This window comes from Streptomyces blastmyceticus, assembly GCF_039521185.1.
Classification (GTDB): Bacteria; Actinomycetota; Actinomycetes; order Streptomycetales; family Streptomycetaceae; genus Streptomyces; species Streptomyces blastmyceticus.
Map to the genome: position 1 here is coordinate 54,170 of NZ_BAAABW010000031.1, position 15,260 is coordinate 69,429.

Here is a 15,260-nt window from a genome sequence, read left to right on the forward strand (position 1 = left end):
CAGCCGAAACTGGGGCAGTCCAGGAAAAAGGGAGGGGGTTCGGGCTGTGTCGGGGAGCCTTGATGAGCGGCCGTCCCGATCGCCATGAAGAGACTCGCAAACCTCGGCGGCGGATACAACCCCTTCTGGAAAGTTTTTTTTGATTCCTCGGTGTCAGCTAGGTCACAGCCGTACTTCCAGGGGGTGGAACCCAGCCTAAACGTTCGAGTGGAAGGACTTTAGGCCCTACCACTCACACAATCACACGCAGTGCACGGCGTACGCCTGTGAACGTCACGCTCGTACGCAGCCCGAGGTGGTCACCGTCCATCTGGAACGGCAGTGGAACCTGCGAATGCAAGGTGAACGCGGTCTGGTCGTGCAGGGACACGGCATGCTTTCCGCGCGGTCCTCGTTCGGGCGTCGACGTCATCAATTGAGCGATGTGCCGGCCGGCCGCCGCCGTGGACAGCTTGGTGAATCCCAGCACGTCAAGGGCGGTGTCGAAGGAGGCCTGCGGCGACGCGTAGAGCGGGCGGTTGCCCAGGTACGACCATGGCGCGGTGTTGCAGATTATCGACATGACGAGATTCTCGAGTGGCTCCTCGCCCGGTCGTTCGAGGGTGATCGTGCCGTGTCGGCGATTCGGTTCGCCGAGGAATTGACGCATCACCTGTCGCACATACAGGGCGTGTGTCGAACGCTTGCCGCGCTCGCGCTGTTGTTCCACCCGGCCCACGACGCCCGCGTCGAATCCGAAGCCGGCACAGAAAGTGAACCAGCGGGACGGAACGCCCTCGTCCGCCGTGCCCGGGGTGCCCGCGGCGAGCCCCAGGCCGACCGTGCGTTCGGTCCCGTCGCGCAGCGCGTCCAGCAGGGCGCCCGTCGCCTCCACCACGTCGTTGGGCAGCCCCAGCGCGCGGGCGAAGACATTCGTCGAGCCGCCGGGCACCACCGCGAGGCGGGGCAGGCCCTCCGGGTCGGGGCCGCCGTGCAGGAGACCGTTGACCACCTCGTTGACCGTGCCGTCGCCGCCGAGGGCGACCACCAGGCCGGTGGTGCCGTCCTCGGCGGCCCGCCGCGCCAGGTCCCGGGCGTGCCCCCGGTACTCCGTGGTGGCGACCTCCAGCTTCAGGTCGCTGGCGAGCGCGTGCATCAGGACATCACAGGTACGGGCACTGGTGGTGGTGGCCGACGGATTGACCACAAGGAGCGCACGCATGCGCGCCAGCCTACCTACCTGTCGGTACACGACCCATCCCCGGCCCGCGGTCCAGCGGTGTCCCGTCGGTCACGTCGAGTGCCGCCGGGCCCCGCACGGAATGGGCCAGGGCTACCCTGGCGGGGTGAGCAGCAAGCAGTCCGCGCCGAAGTCCGCCCGTAAGAGCACCCGTGACGACAACCGGGTGAACCGGGCCGGCGAGAAGAGCCGTACCCCCGCGACCCCCGAGCCCGTGGGCCCCCGCCCGGGGCGGCTGACGGCTGCCGCCGCGCTCACCGCGCTGGAGGGCGTGACCCTCCTGGCCGGCGGTGTGTATCTGCTGATCATGGGCTTCGCCGGGAAGCCGGAGAGCCCCCAGCAGGCGGAGATGCTCGCGGTGACCGTGCTCGCCCTCGCCGTGCTGCCGCTGGCGGCGGCACGGGGGCTGTGGCAGCGGAAGCGCTGGAGCCGGGGACCCGCGATGATCACCCAGATCATGGCGCTGCCCGTCGCCTGGACGCTCGCCAACGCCGGGGGCGCGCTGATCGCCGCGGGCGTGGCGCTCGCACTGGTGGCCGTGGCCACCCTGGTCATGCTGGTGAACCCCACCGCGACCGAGGCACTCGGCATCGGCCCGCGCGAAAGCTGACGCGGGGGCCCCGGAGGGCCCCGTCCGCTCCGTCTCCGCCGGTGTCCGTTTCCGGCTACTCCTCGATGAGCAGGCGGTCCCGGAGCTGGGCGAGGGTGCGTGCCAGCAGCCGGGAGACGTGCATCTGGGAGATCCCGACCTCCTGGGCGATCTGGGACTGGGTCATGTTGCCGAAGAAGCGCAGCAGCAGGATCTTCTTCTCGCGCGGCGGCAGGTCCTCCAGCAGTGGCTTGAGCGATTCGCGGTACTCGACGCCCTCCAGCGCCTCGTCCTCCGCGCCCAGGGTGTCCGCGACGGCCGGGGACTCGTCGTCCGTGTCGGGGACGTCCAGGGAGAGCGTGCTGTAGGCGTTGGCGGACTCCAGCCCCTCCAGCACCTCCTCCTCGGAGATCCCCAGCTGCTCGGCCAGCTCGTGGACGGTGGGGGCGCGGCCGTGCCGCTGGGAGAGCTCGGCGGTGGCCGTGGTCAGCGCCAGCCGCAGCTCCTGGAGGCGGCGCGGCACCCGCACCGCCCAGCCCTTGTCGCGGAAGTGCCGCTTGATCTCGCCGACGACCGTGGGCGTCGCATAGGTGGAGAACTCCACCCCGCGATCGGGGTCGAAGCGGTCCACGGACTTGATCAGCCCGATCGTGGCGACCTGGGTGAGGTCGTCGAGCGGCTCGCCGCGGTTGCGGAACCGCCGGGCCAGGTGCTCCACCAGGGGCAGGTGCATCTGCACCAGGTGATTGCGCAGCTCGGCCCGTTCGAGCGAGCCGTCCGGCAGCGCCCGCAGCTCGATGAACAGGGCCCGGGCACCACTGCGGTCCTGCGCGGTGGGGTGCTGGTGCCACTGTTGATGATGCCGGTGCTGTTCCATGTGGTCCGCCCGCTCTGGTGGGTCGCTCGCCTCGCCCGGCACCGGTGTCACCGGTTCTCCCGGTTCCGCCGGAAGCTGTCGGGCAGGCTGCTGCGGGATGGCCGGGGCACGCACTCCCCGCGACGATGCAGTACTCACGGAGCCCCCTCTTCCGTCACGGCTGTCCGGGGCCGGCGCCGCGCTTCTTGTGCAGGCTGATGCTGACCGTGCGGTCGTCCGCGACCGTCGAGTCGACCTCGCCGGCCAGCGCGGAGAGCACCGTCCAGGCGAAGGTGTCGCGCTCGGGCGCGCGGCCGTCCGTCGTGGGTGCCGAGACGGTCACCCGCAGCGCGTCGCCCACCAGGCGGAAGACGCAGCTGAGAACGGAGCCGGGCACGGCTTGTTGCAGAAGGATCGCGCACGCCTCGTCCACCGCGATACGCAAGTCCTCGATCTCGTCGAGGGTGAAGTCCAAGCGGGCCGCGAGACCGGCCGTAGCCGTACGCAGCACCGACATGTAGGCACCCGCAGCGGGCAGCCGGACTTCCACGAAGTCCTGGGTCCCGGGCTCGCCTGCGATCTGGGACACCCTCACCTCCAAGGTGGCACAAGCTTCTTGAGCTGTTACGAGCACCGGCCCCGCGCTGATCGCCCCTCGGACGAAGGGCTTTCGCACGGCCCGGTGCGGCACATGGTTCGGCTGCGACGCTATCGCGATCTGCGGTTCTGTGGAGCAGCCCCGCGACTGTCACTCATGGTAAACCCATGAGCACGGACAGTGGCTAGGGGCTTGCGGTCTCAAATCGAAAGAGCGGTCGCCCTGTTGGGATTTTCGTCACTCTGCGCGAGCGCCGCAAGAGTGCGGAGCGGTTCTCCGGACATCCGTCGCACCGTCCACTCGTCCATCGGCTCGGCGCCGAGCGATTTGTAGAACGCGATCGAGGGTGCGTTCCAGTCCAGCACTGACCATTCGAAACGCTGGTAGCCGCGGTCCACGCAGATCCGCGCGAGGGTGGCGAGGAGCGCCTTGCCGTGACCCGCGCCGCGCGCCCCCGGCCGTACGTAGAGATCCTCCAGGTAGATACCGTGCGTACCCGTCCAGGTGGAGAAGTTGCGGAACCAGAGCGCGAAGCCGACCGGCTCGCCCGCCGATATCCCGCCCCCGGCGACCGGTTCGTCACTCTCCGCTATCAGTGCGAAGACCGCCGGATCCGCGCCGAAGAGCACCTCGCGCAGCTGCTCCTCGGTCGCCTTCACGTCCTCCAGCGCCCTTTCGTACTCCGCGAGTTCGCGGATCATGGCGTGGATGACGGGAACGTCGTCGGGCGTGGCGGGTCGGATCATGTCTGCATGCTAGCGGTCGGCGGTGACAGCGCTCCGGCAACCGCGGGCACTCGCCCCGCTCCCTCAGACGATCCGCTGGTCCGTGTAGCACCAGCGCCAGCTCTGCCCCGGCTCGAAGCTGCGCATCACCGCGTGCCCGGTCTCCTCGAAATGCCCCGTCGCATGGCGGTACGGCGAGGAGTCGCAGCACCCGACATGGCCGCAGACCAGGCACAACCGCAACTGCACCGGGTGGCTGCCCGCCGCCTCGCACTCCGGGCAGGTCGCGTGCAGCGGCACGGGCTCGGGGCGCGGCAGCTCGGGAACATGCGGGCACTCGCTCATGATTGCCAGACTAGTTCGCACTGCCGAGAGCTTCGAACGGAGACGGCCGCGACCGATGGATGTCATGCCACTGCTGATGCTGATCGCGGCCAGCGCCGCGGTCGCGGGCGCCGCCCGGCGCACCCCCGTGCCCGCCCCCCTGCTGCTCGTCGCCGTCGGGCTCGTCGCCGCCTACGTGCCCGGCGTACCCGACTACACCCTCGACCCCGGCATCGTGCTGCCCCTGCTGCTGCCGCCCCTGCTGCACACGGCCGCGCTCGACAGCTCCTACCTCGACATCCGGGCCAACATCCGGCCCGTGGCCCTGCTGTCGGTCGGCTACGTCCTCTTCGCGACCCTCGCCGTCGGCTACGCGACCTTCCTGATCGTGCCCGGACTGCCGCTCACCGCCGCGCTGGTGCTCGGCGCGGTCGTCGCCCCGCCCGACGCCGTCGCCGCCACCGCCATCGCGCGCCGCCTCGGCCTGCCCTCCCGCATCACCACCATCCTCCAGGGCGAGTCCCTGGTGAACGACGCCACCGCGATCACCGCCTACAAGGTGGCCCTCGCCGCCGCCGTCGGCGAGGGCGCCACCTGGGGCGAGGGCTTCCGCGAATTCGCGCTCGCCTCGGTCGGCGGCATCGGCGTCGGCCTGATCCTCATGGTGCCGCTGCACTGGCTGCGCAAGCGGCTGCGCGAACCGCTCCTGCAGAACACCCTCTCCCTGCTCATCCCCTTCGCCGCCTACGCCGCCGCCGAGGAGGTCGGGGCCTCCGGGGTGCTCGCCGTCGTGGTCGTCGCCCTCTACCTCGGCCACCACTCCTGGCAGGTCGACTTCGCGACCCGCCTCCAGGAGGCCGCGGTCTGGCGCATGGTCGCCTTCGTCCTGGAGTCCGCGGTCTTCGCGCTCATCGGGCTCCAACTGCCCGTGGTGATGCGGGGCCTGGGGGAGTACGACCTGGGGCAGGCCGCCCTCTGGTACGCCTCCGCCGTCTTCGCCGCCGTCGTGGCCGCACGCTTCATCTGGGTATTCCCCGCGACGTTCCTGCCGCGCGCCCTCTCCGCCCGCATCCGCGAACGCGAGCCCGACACGACCTGGAAGGCGCCGCTCGTCGTCGGCTGGGCCGGGATGCGCGGCGTGGTCTCGCTCGCCATCGCCTTCTCGATCCCCGTCACCGCGCACGGGCAGCCCTTCCCCGCCCGCAACCTGGTCCTCTTCCTCACCTTCACCACGGTCATCGGCACGCTCGTCGTCCAGGGCCTCACCCTCCCCCCGCTCATCCGCCGGCTGCGGCTGCCCGCGCCAGACCCGAGCGCCGTGACCCTCGCCGAGGCACAGGCCCAGAGCGAGGCGTCGACCGCCGCCGACCGCCGCCTCGACGAACTCCTCGCCGACGACCGCAACGCCCTCCCCGAACCCCTCGCCGACCGCCTCCGCGCGGTCATGGAACGCCGCCGCAACGCGGTGTGGGAGCGGCTCGGCGCGGTGAACGAGGTGACGGGGGAGTCGGCGGACGACACGTACCGGCGGCTGGCGCGGGAGATGATCGGGGCGGAGCGGGAGGTGTTCGTGTCGTTGCGGGACGCTCGGCGGATCGATGACGAGATGCTTCGTCTTTTGCTGCGTCGGTTGGATCTGGAGGAGGCGGCGGCTTATCGGGAGGAGGGGGCGGGGTAGCAGGCTGCTGCCCCTGCGTCTGGGTGCGGGTTCGTTTCCGCCTGCGGCGGGCTTGTTCCCCAGCCCCGCCCCTTCCCGGCTGCATCCGATTTGCGGCTCCGCCGCGTGGGGGGCTCCGCCCCAGACCCCGAAGCACGCTTCGCGCGCTGTCCTCAAACGCCGGACAGGCTGGATGCGCCTGTGATCACCGCTGCCACCGTCGTGCCCTGCCTGAAGGCCCCCTCCTCGGCCAAGGCCGTCAGGCCGTAAAGCATCTTCGCCACATACAGCCGCTCCAGCCGCATGCCGTGGCGGACAGCGAAATCGTCCGCGAACGCGAGCAACTCCGGTGAGAGGCGCGCGTAACCGCCGCAGTGGAAGCGCTCGTCCAGGGTCCAGTCGCCCCGCGGCCCGCCGAACGCCTCGTGCTGCAGGCGTCGTATCTCCTCGCCAAGGAAGCCTCCCTTGAGGACGGGGAAGCCGATCGCGCGCTGTGTGCCGGACAGCCCCGCCGCGAGGCCCGCGAGGGTGCCGCCCGTGCCGCAGGCGATGCCGACGACGTCCGCCGTGCCGCGCAGTTCGCGGCCGAGTCCGGCGCAGCCGCGCGCGGCGGCCGCGTTGCTGCCGCCCTCGGGGATCACGAAGCAGTCGTCGTCGGCCAGCCCGGCGAGGACGTCGGGCTCGGTCTTGCGCCGGTACGTGGCGCGGTCGACGAAGCGCAGCCGCATGCCGTCGGCCGCGCAGGCCGTGAGCGACCAGTTGAGCGGCCGGTCGGCGAGCTCCTCGCCGCGGACGACGCCGACCGTGGCGTAGCCCAGCAGCCGGCCCGCGGCGGCGGTCGCCCGTAGGTGGTTGGAGTACGCGCCGCCGAAGGTCAGCAGCGTGCGCCGCCCGGCCTCGGCGGCGGCCCGCAGGTTGGGCTCCAGCTTGCGCCACTTGTTGCCCGGAGGGTACAGGTCCACTGGTCCAAGTGTCTCCGTGTCCCACGGCAGCGTCGTATGTATGAGGTCATCCCGCTTCAGCAGCAGGCGCACACCCCGGCGGGAGAACCGTTCGTCGTGGATTTCTTCGAGAGGGGAAGGCGGCCGGGGCTGGAATGCTACGGAGGGGCTCACGGGGTGGTTCACCCCTCCATTGTGCGTTGCAGGGGTATGCAGTGCCCCGCCCGCACGCCACGCGGAAAGCGCACGAGCGGGGCCGGTGCTGGCCCCCTCACCGCCGAAGCGGCACCCCGCGAAGGGGCGGACCGGGGCGAGAGCTCAAGCGCGTCCGCTTGGTCCGGGCACGTCTGCCCACGCTCAAGGCTTGTCCGGTCGGGGGAACCTGCCGCCCACAGCGCCGGGAGATCACCACATCTCACGCCGTGGACGGGCTACCCGAGACGCACAGGAAGGGATGTCGCCCAACCCTGCGTCCGGGATTTTGCAGCGGGGGATGGCGCCCCCGCTCGTCTCAGTGCTGCCGCCGCTCCGCGCAGAGGTCGCACGGGAAGCGGCACGGCGGGTGATCGGCCTCTCGGGGTATGTAGACCACTCCGGAACGCGCATCCACCGCCCCGCCGTACTGCGTCCACCAGCCCTCGGGAGAGTCCGCGTACAGGCCGTCAGGGTCGTCTATGAGACTCACCAGCTCCGGGGCCGGTAACAGGCTCAGGGGGCGCCTGCGAAGGCTCGCGGGGGTCACTGAGCAGCCGCCCGTTCTCGTCGGGCGAGCCGTCCTGCCAAGACCGATCCCGGCGGAGGCGTGACGACCGTGGGGCACGTCGAGATTTCCAAGAAGAGGCGATGCCCCTCCTTGTCGGCGTGCGCCTTCTGCTGCTTGTCGGCTGCCGCCCGGTCGTCCAGGGCGCGAAATTCCCAGCGGCACGGGGTGTCATGCTCATAGTCGTCGTCGTGCTTGACCACGTCCCGGCAGATGACCACGTACTCAGCAGCGGCGTCCGGGTCCGGCGCGGTAGCCCAGTCGGCGAACTTAAAGGACTGGCGGGTCACTTGGCGCCACCAGCCTTGGTGGCGCACTCCTGGTGCCAGTAGACGGCGACGGGGGACGAGGAAGTCCGTTCGATGTCCCCTCGTCGGCAGGGGGTGTCAGTGGGGATGGGTTTCCGGCACTTCCCGCACGTGTACCCCGCCGGGGCGTAGGTCACGTACTCGTACGGGCGCCCGGTCTCGCGTGTTCTCGCCATCGTCGCTGTCCCCTCGCGTAGGTAGCGAAGGACGGTAAGCGGAACGGGAACTCGTGAGGGACCCAAACTGTCCCCCTCAGCTCGCTAGTACCTGTACCTCCTCGGCAAGTGCCATCGCGTCCGACTTCAGCGGCCCACGGGCTTCCTTCGCCAGGTCGTAGACCAACCCCCGGGCAACCGGCGTGAACCGCACCGTCTCCGGCGACGCCTCCACGGCGCGCCTCATCCAGTGCAGCGCCCCGGCATGGTCCTTCCTCTGCTTCTGCGCGCGGCCAAGCTCGATCAGCACCCGCGAACGGCGCTCAACGCTCGGGACCGTTTCCAGGTCCACCGTTTCGGCTCGGCTCATCGCTGTCCCGGGCGTCCGGAGGTCGGTGGCGACGCTGACGGCGTGGATGTCCGCGTTACCCCTGCCGAACACCGTCCATGAATGCGCGTAGCCAGCGGGCAGCCGGTTCGCGGTGTGGTCGGCCTCGTCCCAGTGTCGCCACGCGTCGCCCTCAGCGCCCTCACGAGCGTGCGTAATGGCTGCATGGAGGTGAAGGGCCCCATAGACGCCCCGAAGGTCGTCAGGACCCGTCTCCAGGTGCGGCTTGATGGCCTCGGCGGCCTCAGTGACGACGCGGATCGCCTCTTCGGCATAGCCGGACTCGCGGAGCCCGTTCGCCCACGTCCAGGACGCCCCAGCGAGGCACAACGGACTGTCGGCGTCTTGCGCGGCGTTCCTGCCACGGTCGGCAATCAACCAATACAGCTCCGGTTCGACGGCGAACGCGGCGGCCTGCTGCGCGAGGTGGTACACGTCGGCGAGGACGGCGTACGCCTTCCGACGCTCCGGTCCGTCGAGACGGCGGGGCAGCGCGGAGGCGTCCCGGACGAGGCCGGGGAGAAGACTGGAGACCTCCGACCGCTGGAAGCGGGACGAGTGCCACAACCGCCATGCCTCAGCCACACGCCCTCGGAGCACGTCCACGCTCGGTGGCTCATCCGGGACGGCGAACAGCGGGCCCCGCAAGGCGTCACGGAGGTCAGCGACACCGGGCAGTACGAGCCGCGCGGACGGGCCTACCGGGGAAGGCACGGGATCACCCGTCAAGGTGGTCAGGTCGCTGATCTTCAGTGCGGTTGCGAGCCTGACAAGGAGGGTGTGGTCACGTAGCTGCCGCTCGCCAGACTCGACCTTCTTCAACCAGTCGGGGCCACGGCCAACTAGTCCAGCAAGCACAGGCCGCGTCATCCCGCGCCGTTCTCGGTAGAACCGGACACGCTCCCCGGTCGTCATCCCGGCCAGGTCTGTCATAGCCGCTCCTCGTACGAAGTCAAGCCCTTCTGGCCAGCGTACGCCGTATGGCCAGCGTGAACGAGTCTTGTTCGGCGGTTAGTTGACGCTCGCCCGCGAGATCGCCGATGCCCTTCTTTAAAACCTGAGACCCGTACCTTCGTGACGCGTACACGGTCGAAGCTGCTATCCCTAGCCGGTACGGGGGAAGGTGCTTAGGGGGTCACTCCCCACCCCTTAACCCACCGTTCCGACCCGCTACCAAGGCGTTCGCAGGGCTTATCTCAGGTGTAGCGAGACGCGTTTCCGCAGGTCAGAGGGCGAACGACCCAAAAAACGGCGTTGCACTCCCGTCGCGTGCGCGGAGCTATTGCCGGGATCGCCAGCGGGCGTGCGCCGTGAACTTTCGCAGCGCCCTGCCCCTCCTGTGCCGACACAACGAAAGACCGCCTGCCGGGCGGACAGACGGTCTCTCAGGTCTCGAGGCGCAGCAGACTACGACGCTTCGCCCAACGCCCGGTACAGCGTCGCACGGGACACACCCAGCGCCTTGGCGATCGCTGTGACGCTCTCACCCTTCGCCCGGCGCGCCTCGGCAACGGCAAGCTTGTCGGCGTCCATGACGGTCGGCCGCCCGCCGTGATTGCCCTTGCGGGCCGCAGCCTCCAGCCCCTCCAACGTCTTCTCCCGTATCCCCTCCCGCTCCACCTCAGCACTGACAGCGAGCACGGCGAACACAATGGCACCAGCGCCGTTCGGGTCGTAGATGCCCTGGAGCGGGCCGGAGAGGAGTTCCAGTTGGATGCCGTCCCCCTGGAGCGTGGCGGACAAGGACATGAGCTCAGCGGCGCTGCGGGCAAGGCGCTTCATCTCCACCACGGTCAAGATGACCGGCCGGCCGGGCGCAGCGGCCCTGATCTCTCGAGCCAGCGTCAGAGCATTCTCAAGTTCGGGGCGCTCCTTGACCCGGGTGCTGATCTTCTCCGAGAACACACGGGTACAGCTGGCGCCGGCCAGCGCGTCCAACTGCGACTGGAGTTCCTGCCCGACCGTGGAACAACGGGCGTAGCCAATCCGGATCGCTGCGCCCGGCGTCGCCTCAGTCGCTTCCGGCGCAGCCTCACGGACCACCCACGGCTTGCCCGGGTTCCGGTCGGCCGGAGTCTTCACGGCCAGTTCCGCCTTGAGTGCGGGCACCAGGGCGAAACGGCCCGTGTGGTAGTTCGCAGCCACCTTGCCCGTGGACGTACGGCAGGGGCTACCGGCGGGCGCCTGGCACTTCGGGCAGGTGTGGCGTTCGACCTGAGCGGCCGGGGTCTTCGTCGTCATGATCAGACCGTCTCATAAACGCGTCTCGTAATCTAGATGCGAGACAGATCTTTTGAGACGCGTTTTGAGACGGCGGGATGGGGGTGAAACGGACACGGCCCGGAGCCATGCGGGCTGTCTCACTAACGACGGTTTCTGAGACGCCTGCCGTTGATCACGCTCCGCAATGACGGGGCCGTCCTGCGGGAGTGCCTCCAATCGGGGGCGGGGGAATTGTCCCGCCCTCACCCGTCCGGGCTATAGGCGGCATCTCGTCATACGAATACGGGTAGCCCTGGGATCACCACGCAGAAGGAAGAGGGCGGACACATGGTTGCGAACATCCCGCAGTTGGTCTTTGAAGCGGCTCTCAAGCTCATGTCCGGGAAGTCCATCACTGCGAAGGAAGCCGTCGCGCAGGCGAAGAAGAACATCCCGGGAGCGGCCCTCATCGACACCACAGCAGTCGAGAAGAAGCTCCAAGACCACGTGGACAAGCAGAAGAAGGAAGAGGAGGCCGTGAGCGACTCCGCCGGCATGCCTGTCGGGCAGATCGACGTTCCGCCCGTCGAGTGAGCCCGCCGCTGACCTGGTGAATTCCCGGTTGGGGGCGGTGTCACTCGCCGGTTTAGGGCAGGGTACGCGCCTACACCGCACCCCTTCCGCACTCGCACGGGCCTGGTCAGGGTCCGTACAGGGCGGTGTCAGAACGGCGGATTGCTCGCCCAAAAGCCCTCGCGCGTCTTGTGATCCACGTCCAGCGCGGACGCAAGGAACGGCGTGCGGCACCACTCGCACTTCCAGCGACCCGCGCAAACGCTCTAACTGGCCATGCGAAGGTTTTTCCTCCCTGCCGATCGGCGCAGCGAGAGGAGGGGGGCACCCGCCTGCCTTGGACGACCCGAAAACCCGTAAACACGGCCGGGTGCTATCACGTTCCGGTCTCCCGAAGTGCGCGCAGCGGGTACCCCCCACCGTCAGGACGCTATCCGATGCGGCGGAGACCACTCGTCCAACAACTGATCCTTCTTCGACGAATTGCAGACCACGCACACCACACGCATATTGGCAGGCGTCGACGGTCAGCCCCTCGCGCTGTGCCCGTTCCCTTAGATCGCGCTCATGCGCCCTCAACGTGTCCTTGTCGTCTTGCAAGGTGCTGCGCCGGAGGTACAGGTCACATAGCTTGGCCGGGTCGGTCGTTCTGCCCATGAGAGCCACCCTAAATCGGGGTGATCACGGGCCGAACCGATTATTTCCCCAGGTCGGACCCGCAAACACCAGTGGGTTTACTCCTGGGGAGGTCGGGGTGTATCAGGTCGTCGCGCTTGAGCAGCAGCGTGACGCCCCGGCGTGCGAACCGCTCGTCCCGCAGCTCTTGCAGCGGGGACGGCAGCAGGGGCCGCAGCGCGGCGAGCCCGGCGGGGGCGGTGGGGAGATCGCTGGTCACGCCCCCATTCTCGCCGCGGTGGGCGCGGCCGTCACTTGAGCCGCTCGCCGATGCGCTCGCGCAGCCGGTCCATGGAGAACCCGGTGGGGTCGACCTTGCCCGGCCGCCATTCGAGGTGCCCGATCACGGACCGCTCGGTCCAGCCGTGGAAGCGGCAGATCGCGGCGGCCACCTGCTCGATGGCCAGCAGTTGCTCCTCCGGCCAGGGGTCCTTGCCGTCACCGAGGTTGACGCACTCGAAGCCGTAGAAGTGGACGTTGCCGTCGGTGTCCGCCCAGCGGACGGGCGGCAGCCGCTTCTCGGCGATCACCGCCTGGAGCACGTCCCCGTCGCCGCCGCCCGCGTGATTGGCGCGGCCGCAGCCGACGAGGTGGATCCGGCCGTCCTTGGCGATCACGCCGTGGCACAGGGGGCCGGGGAGCTGGTCGTAGCCGTTCCAGCAGAGCCGTACGGTGCTGTCGGTGCCCGAGGAGGCCGTGTGGTGGATCATCACGCCGTTGACCGGGCCCCAGGGGCCGTGTCCTGCACGGTTGTGGTTGCGCCAGCCGTCGACCTCGACGACCGTGGCGCCCTCGCGTCTGAGCGCGGCGAGGAACTCGTTCGCGGACATGGGTGGGGCCATGCCGCCCTCCTTGCGAAACCGGGTGGCGTACGCCGGACGCGTAGGCCGAATGACCCCCTTGTACCCAAAAGTTCGCAGGTGGGCCGGGCGTTCGGATATCGTGCGAGCCGATCCGGCCTCAGGCCGAAAATCTCATCGTCGACACGGAAACGCGAGCCCCGGGACAGTGGACTACCAGACCGTTCTCGAAGAGGTCGCCGCGTTCGCGCGGCCGTTGGTCGGCCGTGGGCAGGTGGCCGACTACATCCCGGCGCTGGCCGGCGTCGACATCGGCCGCTTCGGGATGGCCGTCGTGGACGTCGACGGCGGGGTGTACGGGGTGGGGGACTGGGAGCAGCCGTTCTCCGTGCAGTCCATCTCCAAGGCGTTCAGCCTCGCGCTCGTCCTCGCCGAGGGCGGCGACCGGATCTGGGACCGCGTCGGAACGGAACCGTCCGGAAACCCCTTCAACTCCCTGGTGCAACTCGAATACGAGAACGGCATCCCCCGCAACCCCTTCATCAACGCGGGCGCCCTCGTCGTCACCGACCGGCTCCAGTCCCTCACCGGCGACGCCAGCACCACGATGCTGGAGTTCCTGCGCGCGGAGAGCGGCAACCCGGACGTCTCCTTCGACCCGGCCGTCGCCGCCTCCGAGACCGAGCACGGCGACCGCAACGCGGCCCTCGCGCACTTCATGGCCAGCTACGGCAACCTCGACAACCCCGTATCCACGGTGCTGGAGCACTACTTCTGGCAGTGCTCCATCGAGATGAGCTGCCGCGACCTCGCCCTGGCGAGCGGCTTCCTCGCCCGCCACGGCCTGCGCGCCGACGGCACGCGCCTGCTGCCGCGCCGCGAGGCCAAACAGGTCAACGCCGTCATGCTGACGTGCGGTACGTACGACGCCGCGGGCGACTTCGCCTACCGCGTGGGGCTGCCCGGCAAGAGCGGTGTCGGCGGGGGCATCGTGGCGGTGATACCGGGCCGCTGCACGCTGTGCGTCTGGAGCCCCGGGCTGGACGCGCGGGGCAACTCGGTCGCGGGCGTCGCGGCGCTCGACCACTTCACGACGCTGACGGGGTGGTCGGTCTTCTGACGCGGTGGCGGCTGCCGCCGCGGTGTCGCATGGTGGGGCCATGGAGCATGAGTTGCGGGCGGAGTATGTGGACGGCGGGTCGCCGGGTGCGGCGGTCAAGACGTGGCACGTGGTGCGGCAGGAGGGGGTGACGGCCATGTGCGGGCGTGAGCTTTCGCCTGCGGCGGCGGTGCGCTCCGCTGACGACTGGGGGACGCCCGGTCTCGACCTGTGCCACTCGTGCGGGGCGCTGTATTTGCGCGAGGCTCCGTAGCGGGGGCTCCGCCCCGCACCCACGTGCCCTACGGGCAGCGCACCACCTGGCCCGCGTATGAGAGGTTGCCTCCGAAGCCGAAGAGGAGGATCGGCTCGCCGGAGGCGACCTCGCCGCGGGCGACGAGTTTGGAGAGGGCGAGCGGGATGCTCGCGGCGGACGTGTTGCCGGACTCGGTGACGTCGGTGGCGATCACTGCGTTGACCGCGCCGAGCTTGCGGGCGACCGGCTCGATGATCCGCAGATTCGCCTGGTGGAGCACGACCGCCGCCAGGTCCTCCGGGCCGATGCCGGCCCGCTCGCACACCCGGCGCGCGATCGGCGGCAGCTGCGTCGTGGCCCAGCGGTAGACGGACTGCCCCTCCTGGGCGAAGCGCGACGGGGTGCCCTCGATCCGTACGGCGTGGCCCATGCCGGGCACCGAGCCCCAGACGACCGGCCCGATCTCGGGGGCGGCCGAGGCCGTGACCACCGCGGCCCCCGCGCCGTCACCGACCAGGACGCACGTGGTGCGGTCGGTCCAGTCCGCGACGGCGGTGAACTTCTCCACGCCGATGACCAGCGCGTTCGTCGAGGCCCCGGCCCGGATCGCGTGGTCGGCGCTGGCGAGGGCGTGGGTGAAGCCCGCGCAGACGACGTTGACGTCCATGACGGCAGGGGAGGGCAGGCCCAGCGCGGCGGCCACGCGCGCGGCCGTGTTGGGGCTGCGGTCGACCGCCGTGCAGGTGGCGACGAGCACGAGGTCGATGTCCTCGGCGTCGAGCCCGCTGTTCGCGAGGGCCTTCGCCGCGGCCTGCGTGGCCATCGACGCGACGGTCTCGTCGGGTTCGGCCACCCGGCGCGTACGGATGCCGACGCGGGAGCGGATCCACTCGTCGCTGGTGTCGACCATGGTCGCCAGCTCGTCGTTGGTCAGCACCCTTGCGGGCTGGTAGTGGCCGAGGGCGAGGATGCGGGACCCGGTCATCGGCGGTTCCTCCTGCGCGGGGCGGACGGACGGTGGTGGTACGGGATTGCCAGTCTCGACGCTGCGGGGCCGCCCGGAGGTATGTGATCCACCAATGTTCGGCCCGTATAACTGGCACAACCCGCAGGGGCCCGGCCTCCGCCCGGCGGG

Annotated in this window: 17 protein-coding genes and 1 pseudogene; 5 read left to right on the forward strand and 13 right to left on the reverse strand. The window is 69.8% G+C overall.

Annotation, left to right across the window (positions count from 1 at the left end):
* Positions 1-232: 232 nt before the first annotated feature.
* On the reverse strand, positions 233-1,201 hold the full coding sequence (locus ABD269_RS29960) for a diacylglycerol/lipid kinase family protein (RefSeq protein ID WP_344122972.1): 969 nt from the start codon (positions 1,199-1,201) through the stop codon (positions 233-235).
* Between the two features lie 124 nt (positions 1,202-1,325).
* On the opposite strand from ABD269_RS29960, the gene ABD269_RS29965 reads away from it, so the two are divergent.
* On the forward strand, positions 1,326-1,829 hold the full coding sequence (locus ABD269_RS29965) for a hypothetical protein (RefSeq protein WP_344122974.1): 504 nt from the start codon (positions 1,326-1,328) through the stop codon (positions 1,827-1,829).
* Between the two features lie 55 nt (positions 1,830-1,884).
* On the opposite strand, the gene ABD269_RS29970 is transcribed toward ABD269_RS29965, so the two are convergent.
* From ABD269_RS29970 to ABD269_RS29985, 4 genes are all read right to left on the reverse strand, one after another.
* Positions 1,885-2,823, reverse strand: coding sequence for an RNA polymerase sigma factor SigF (locus ABD269_RS29970; RefSeq protein ID WP_425573009.1), 939 nt, complete (start codon positions 2,821-2,823; stop codon positions 1,885-1,887).
* A gap of 16 nt (positions 2,824-2,839) precedes the next feature.
* Entirely contained in the window at positions 2,840-3,253 is a 414-nt protein-coding gene (locus ABD269_RS29975) for an ATP-binding protein (protein WP_344122976.1), read from the reverse strand.
* A 209-nt stretch (positions 3,254-3,462) separates the two neighbouring features.
* Complete coding sequence (locus ABD269_RS29980) at positions 3,463-4,008, reverse strand: GNAT family N-acetyltransferase (protein ID WP_344122978.1); 546 nt, start codon at positions 4,006-4,008, stop codon at positions 3,463-3,465.
* 63 nt (positions 4,009-4,071) lie between these two features.
* The gene (locus ABD269_RS29985; protein WP_116213826.1) at positions 4,072-4,332 is read right to left on the reverse strand and encodes a UBP-type zinc finger domain-containing protein; all 261 of its coding nucleotides are present in this window, start codon (positions 4,330-4,332) and stop codon (positions 4,072-4,074) included.
* 55 nt (positions 4,333-4,387) lie between these two features.
* Here ABD269_RS29985 and ABD269_RS29990 point away from each other — a divergent pair, with 55 nt between their 5' ends.
* Positions 4,388-5,989: a Na+/H+ antiporter gene (locus ABD269_RS29990; protein ID WP_344122982.1), complete on the forward strand. Its 1,602-nt coding sequence runs from the start codon at positions 4,388-4,390 to the stop codon at positions 5,987-5,989.
* A gap of 152 nt (positions 5,990-6,141) precedes the next feature.
* Here the strand turns inward: ABD269_RS29990 and ABD269_RS29995 are convergent, their stop codons facing one another.
* The 5 genes from ABD269_RS29995 to ABD269_RS30015 form a co-directional block, all read right to left on the reverse strand.
* Positions 6,142-7,095, reverse strand: a complete 954-nt coding sequence (locus tag ABD269_RS29995) for a 1-aminocyclopropane-1-carboxylate deaminase/D-cysteine desulfhydrase (protein ID WP_344122984.1) — start codon at positions 7,093-7,095, stop codon at positions 6,142-6,144.
* Positions 7,096-7,420: 325 nt separating this feature from the next.
* A complete protein-coding gene (locus ABD269_RS30000; protein ID WP_344122986.1) occupies positions 7,421-7,594 on the reverse strand; it encodes a hypothetical protein in 174 nt (57 codons plus the stop codon).
* 53 nt (positions 7,595-7,647) lie between these two features.
* Positions 7,648-7,959, reverse strand: coding sequence for a DUF7848 domain-containing protein (locus ABD269_RS30005; protein ID WP_344122988.1), 312 nt, complete (start codon positions 7,957-7,959; stop codon positions 7,648-7,650).
* Positions 7,960-8,229: 270 nt separating this feature from the next.
* The gene (locus ABD269_RS30010) at positions 8,230-9,453 is read right to left on the reverse strand and encodes a helix-turn-helix domain-containing protein (RefSeq protein ID WP_344122990.1); all 1,224 of its coding nucleotides are present in this window, start codon (positions 9,451-9,453) and stop codon (positions 8,230-8,232) included.
* 474 nt (positions 9,454-9,927) lie between these two features.
* A complete protein-coding gene (locus tag ABD269_RS30015; protein WP_344122992.1) occupies positions 9,928-10,761 on the reverse strand; it encodes a recombinase family protein in 834 nt (277 codons plus the stop codon).
* A 309-nt stretch (positions 10,762-11,070) separates the two neighbouring features.
* Here ABD269_RS30015 and ABD269_RS30020 point away from each other — a divergent pair, with 309 nt between their 5' ends.
* Entirely contained in the window at positions 11,071-11,316 is a 246-nt protein-coding gene (locus ABD269_RS30020; RefSeq protein ID WP_344122994.1) for a hypothetical protein, read from the forward strand.
* Between the two features lie 712 nt (positions 11,317-12,028).
* On the opposite strand, the pseudogene ABD269_RS30025 reads toward ABD269_RS30020, so the two are convergent.
* Positions 12,029-12,190, reverse strand: a pseudogene (locus ABD269_RS30025) (1-aminocyclopropane-1-carboxylate deaminase); the annotation flags it as partial.
* Between the two features lie 31 nt (positions 12,191-12,221).
* Complete coding sequence (locus ABD269_RS30030; RefSeq protein WP_116213828.1) at positions 12,222-12,812, reverse strand: N-acetylmuramoyl-L-alanine amidase; 591 nt, start codon at positions 12,810-12,812, stop codon at positions 12,222-12,224.
* Positions 12,813-12,978: 166 nt separating this feature from the next.
* Here ABD269_RS30030 and ABD269_RS30035 point away from each other — a divergent pair, with 166 nt between their 5' ends.
* Positions 12,979-13,890 carry a glutaminase gene (locus ABD269_RS30035; RefSeq protein ID WP_344122999.1) on the forward strand — a complete coding sequence of 304 codons (912 nt, stop codon included), beginning with the start codon at positions 12,979-12,981 and terminating at the stop codon, positions 13,888-13,890.
* A 40-nt stretch (positions 13,891-13,930) separates the two neighbouring features.
* Entirely contained in the window at positions 13,931-14,143 is a 213-nt protein-coding gene (locus tag ABD269_RS30040; protein ID WP_301892409.1) for a hypothetical protein, read from the forward strand.
* Between the two features lie 28 nt (positions 14,144-14,171).
* Here ABD269_RS30040 and ABD269_RS30045 read toward each other — a convergent pair whose 3' ends face one another.
* Positions 14,172-15,110, reverse strand: a complete 939-nt coding sequence (locus ABD269_RS30045) for a beta-ketoacyl-ACP synthase III (protein ID WP_301892408.1) — start codon at positions 15,108-15,110, stop codon at positions 14,172-14,174.
* Between the last annotated feature and the right edge of the window lie 150 nt (positions 15,111-15,260).

Coding starts and splice junctions, on each gene's coding strand:
- ABD269_RS30010 (WP_344122990.1), bottom strand. CDS start 9,453: ATGACAGACCTGGCCGGGATGACGACCGGGGAGCGTGTCCGGTTCTAC.
- ABD269_RS30045 (WP_301892408.1), bottom strand. CDS start 15,110: ATGACCGGGTCCCGCATCCTCGCCCTCGGCCACTACCAGCCCGCAAGG.
- ABD269_RS30040 (WP_301892409.1), top strand. CDS start 13,931: ATGGAGCATGAGTTGCGGGCGGAGTATGTGGACGGCGGGTCGCCGGGT.
- ABD269_RS29985 (WP_116213826.1), bottom strand. CDS start 4,332: ATGAGCGAGTGCCCGCATGTTCCCGAGCTGCCGCGCCCCGAGCCCGTG.
- ABD269_RS30015 (WP_344122992.1), bottom strand. CDS start 10,761: ATGACGACGAAGACCCCGGCCGCTCAGGTCGAACGCCACACCTGCCCG.
- ABD269_RS30020 (WP_344122994.1), top strand. CDS start 11,071: ATGGTTGCGAACATCCCGCAGTTGGTCTTTGAAGCGGCTCTCAAGCTC.
- ABD269_RS30030 (WP_116213828.1), bottom strand. CDS start 12,812: ATGGCCCCACCCATGTCCGCGAACGAGTTCCTCGCCGCGCTCAGACGC.
- ABD269_RS29960 (WP_344122972.1), bottom strand. CDS start 1,201: ATGCGTGCGCTCCTTGTGGTCAATCCGTCGGCCACCACCACCAGTGCC.
- ABD269_RS29980 (WP_344122978.1), bottom strand. CDS start 4,008: ATGATCCGACCCGCCACGCCCGACGACGTTCCCGTCATCCACGCCATG.
- ABD269_RS29990 (WP_344122982.1), top strand. CDS start 4,388: ATGGATGTCATGCCACTGCTGATGCTGATCGCGGCCAGCGCCGCGGTC.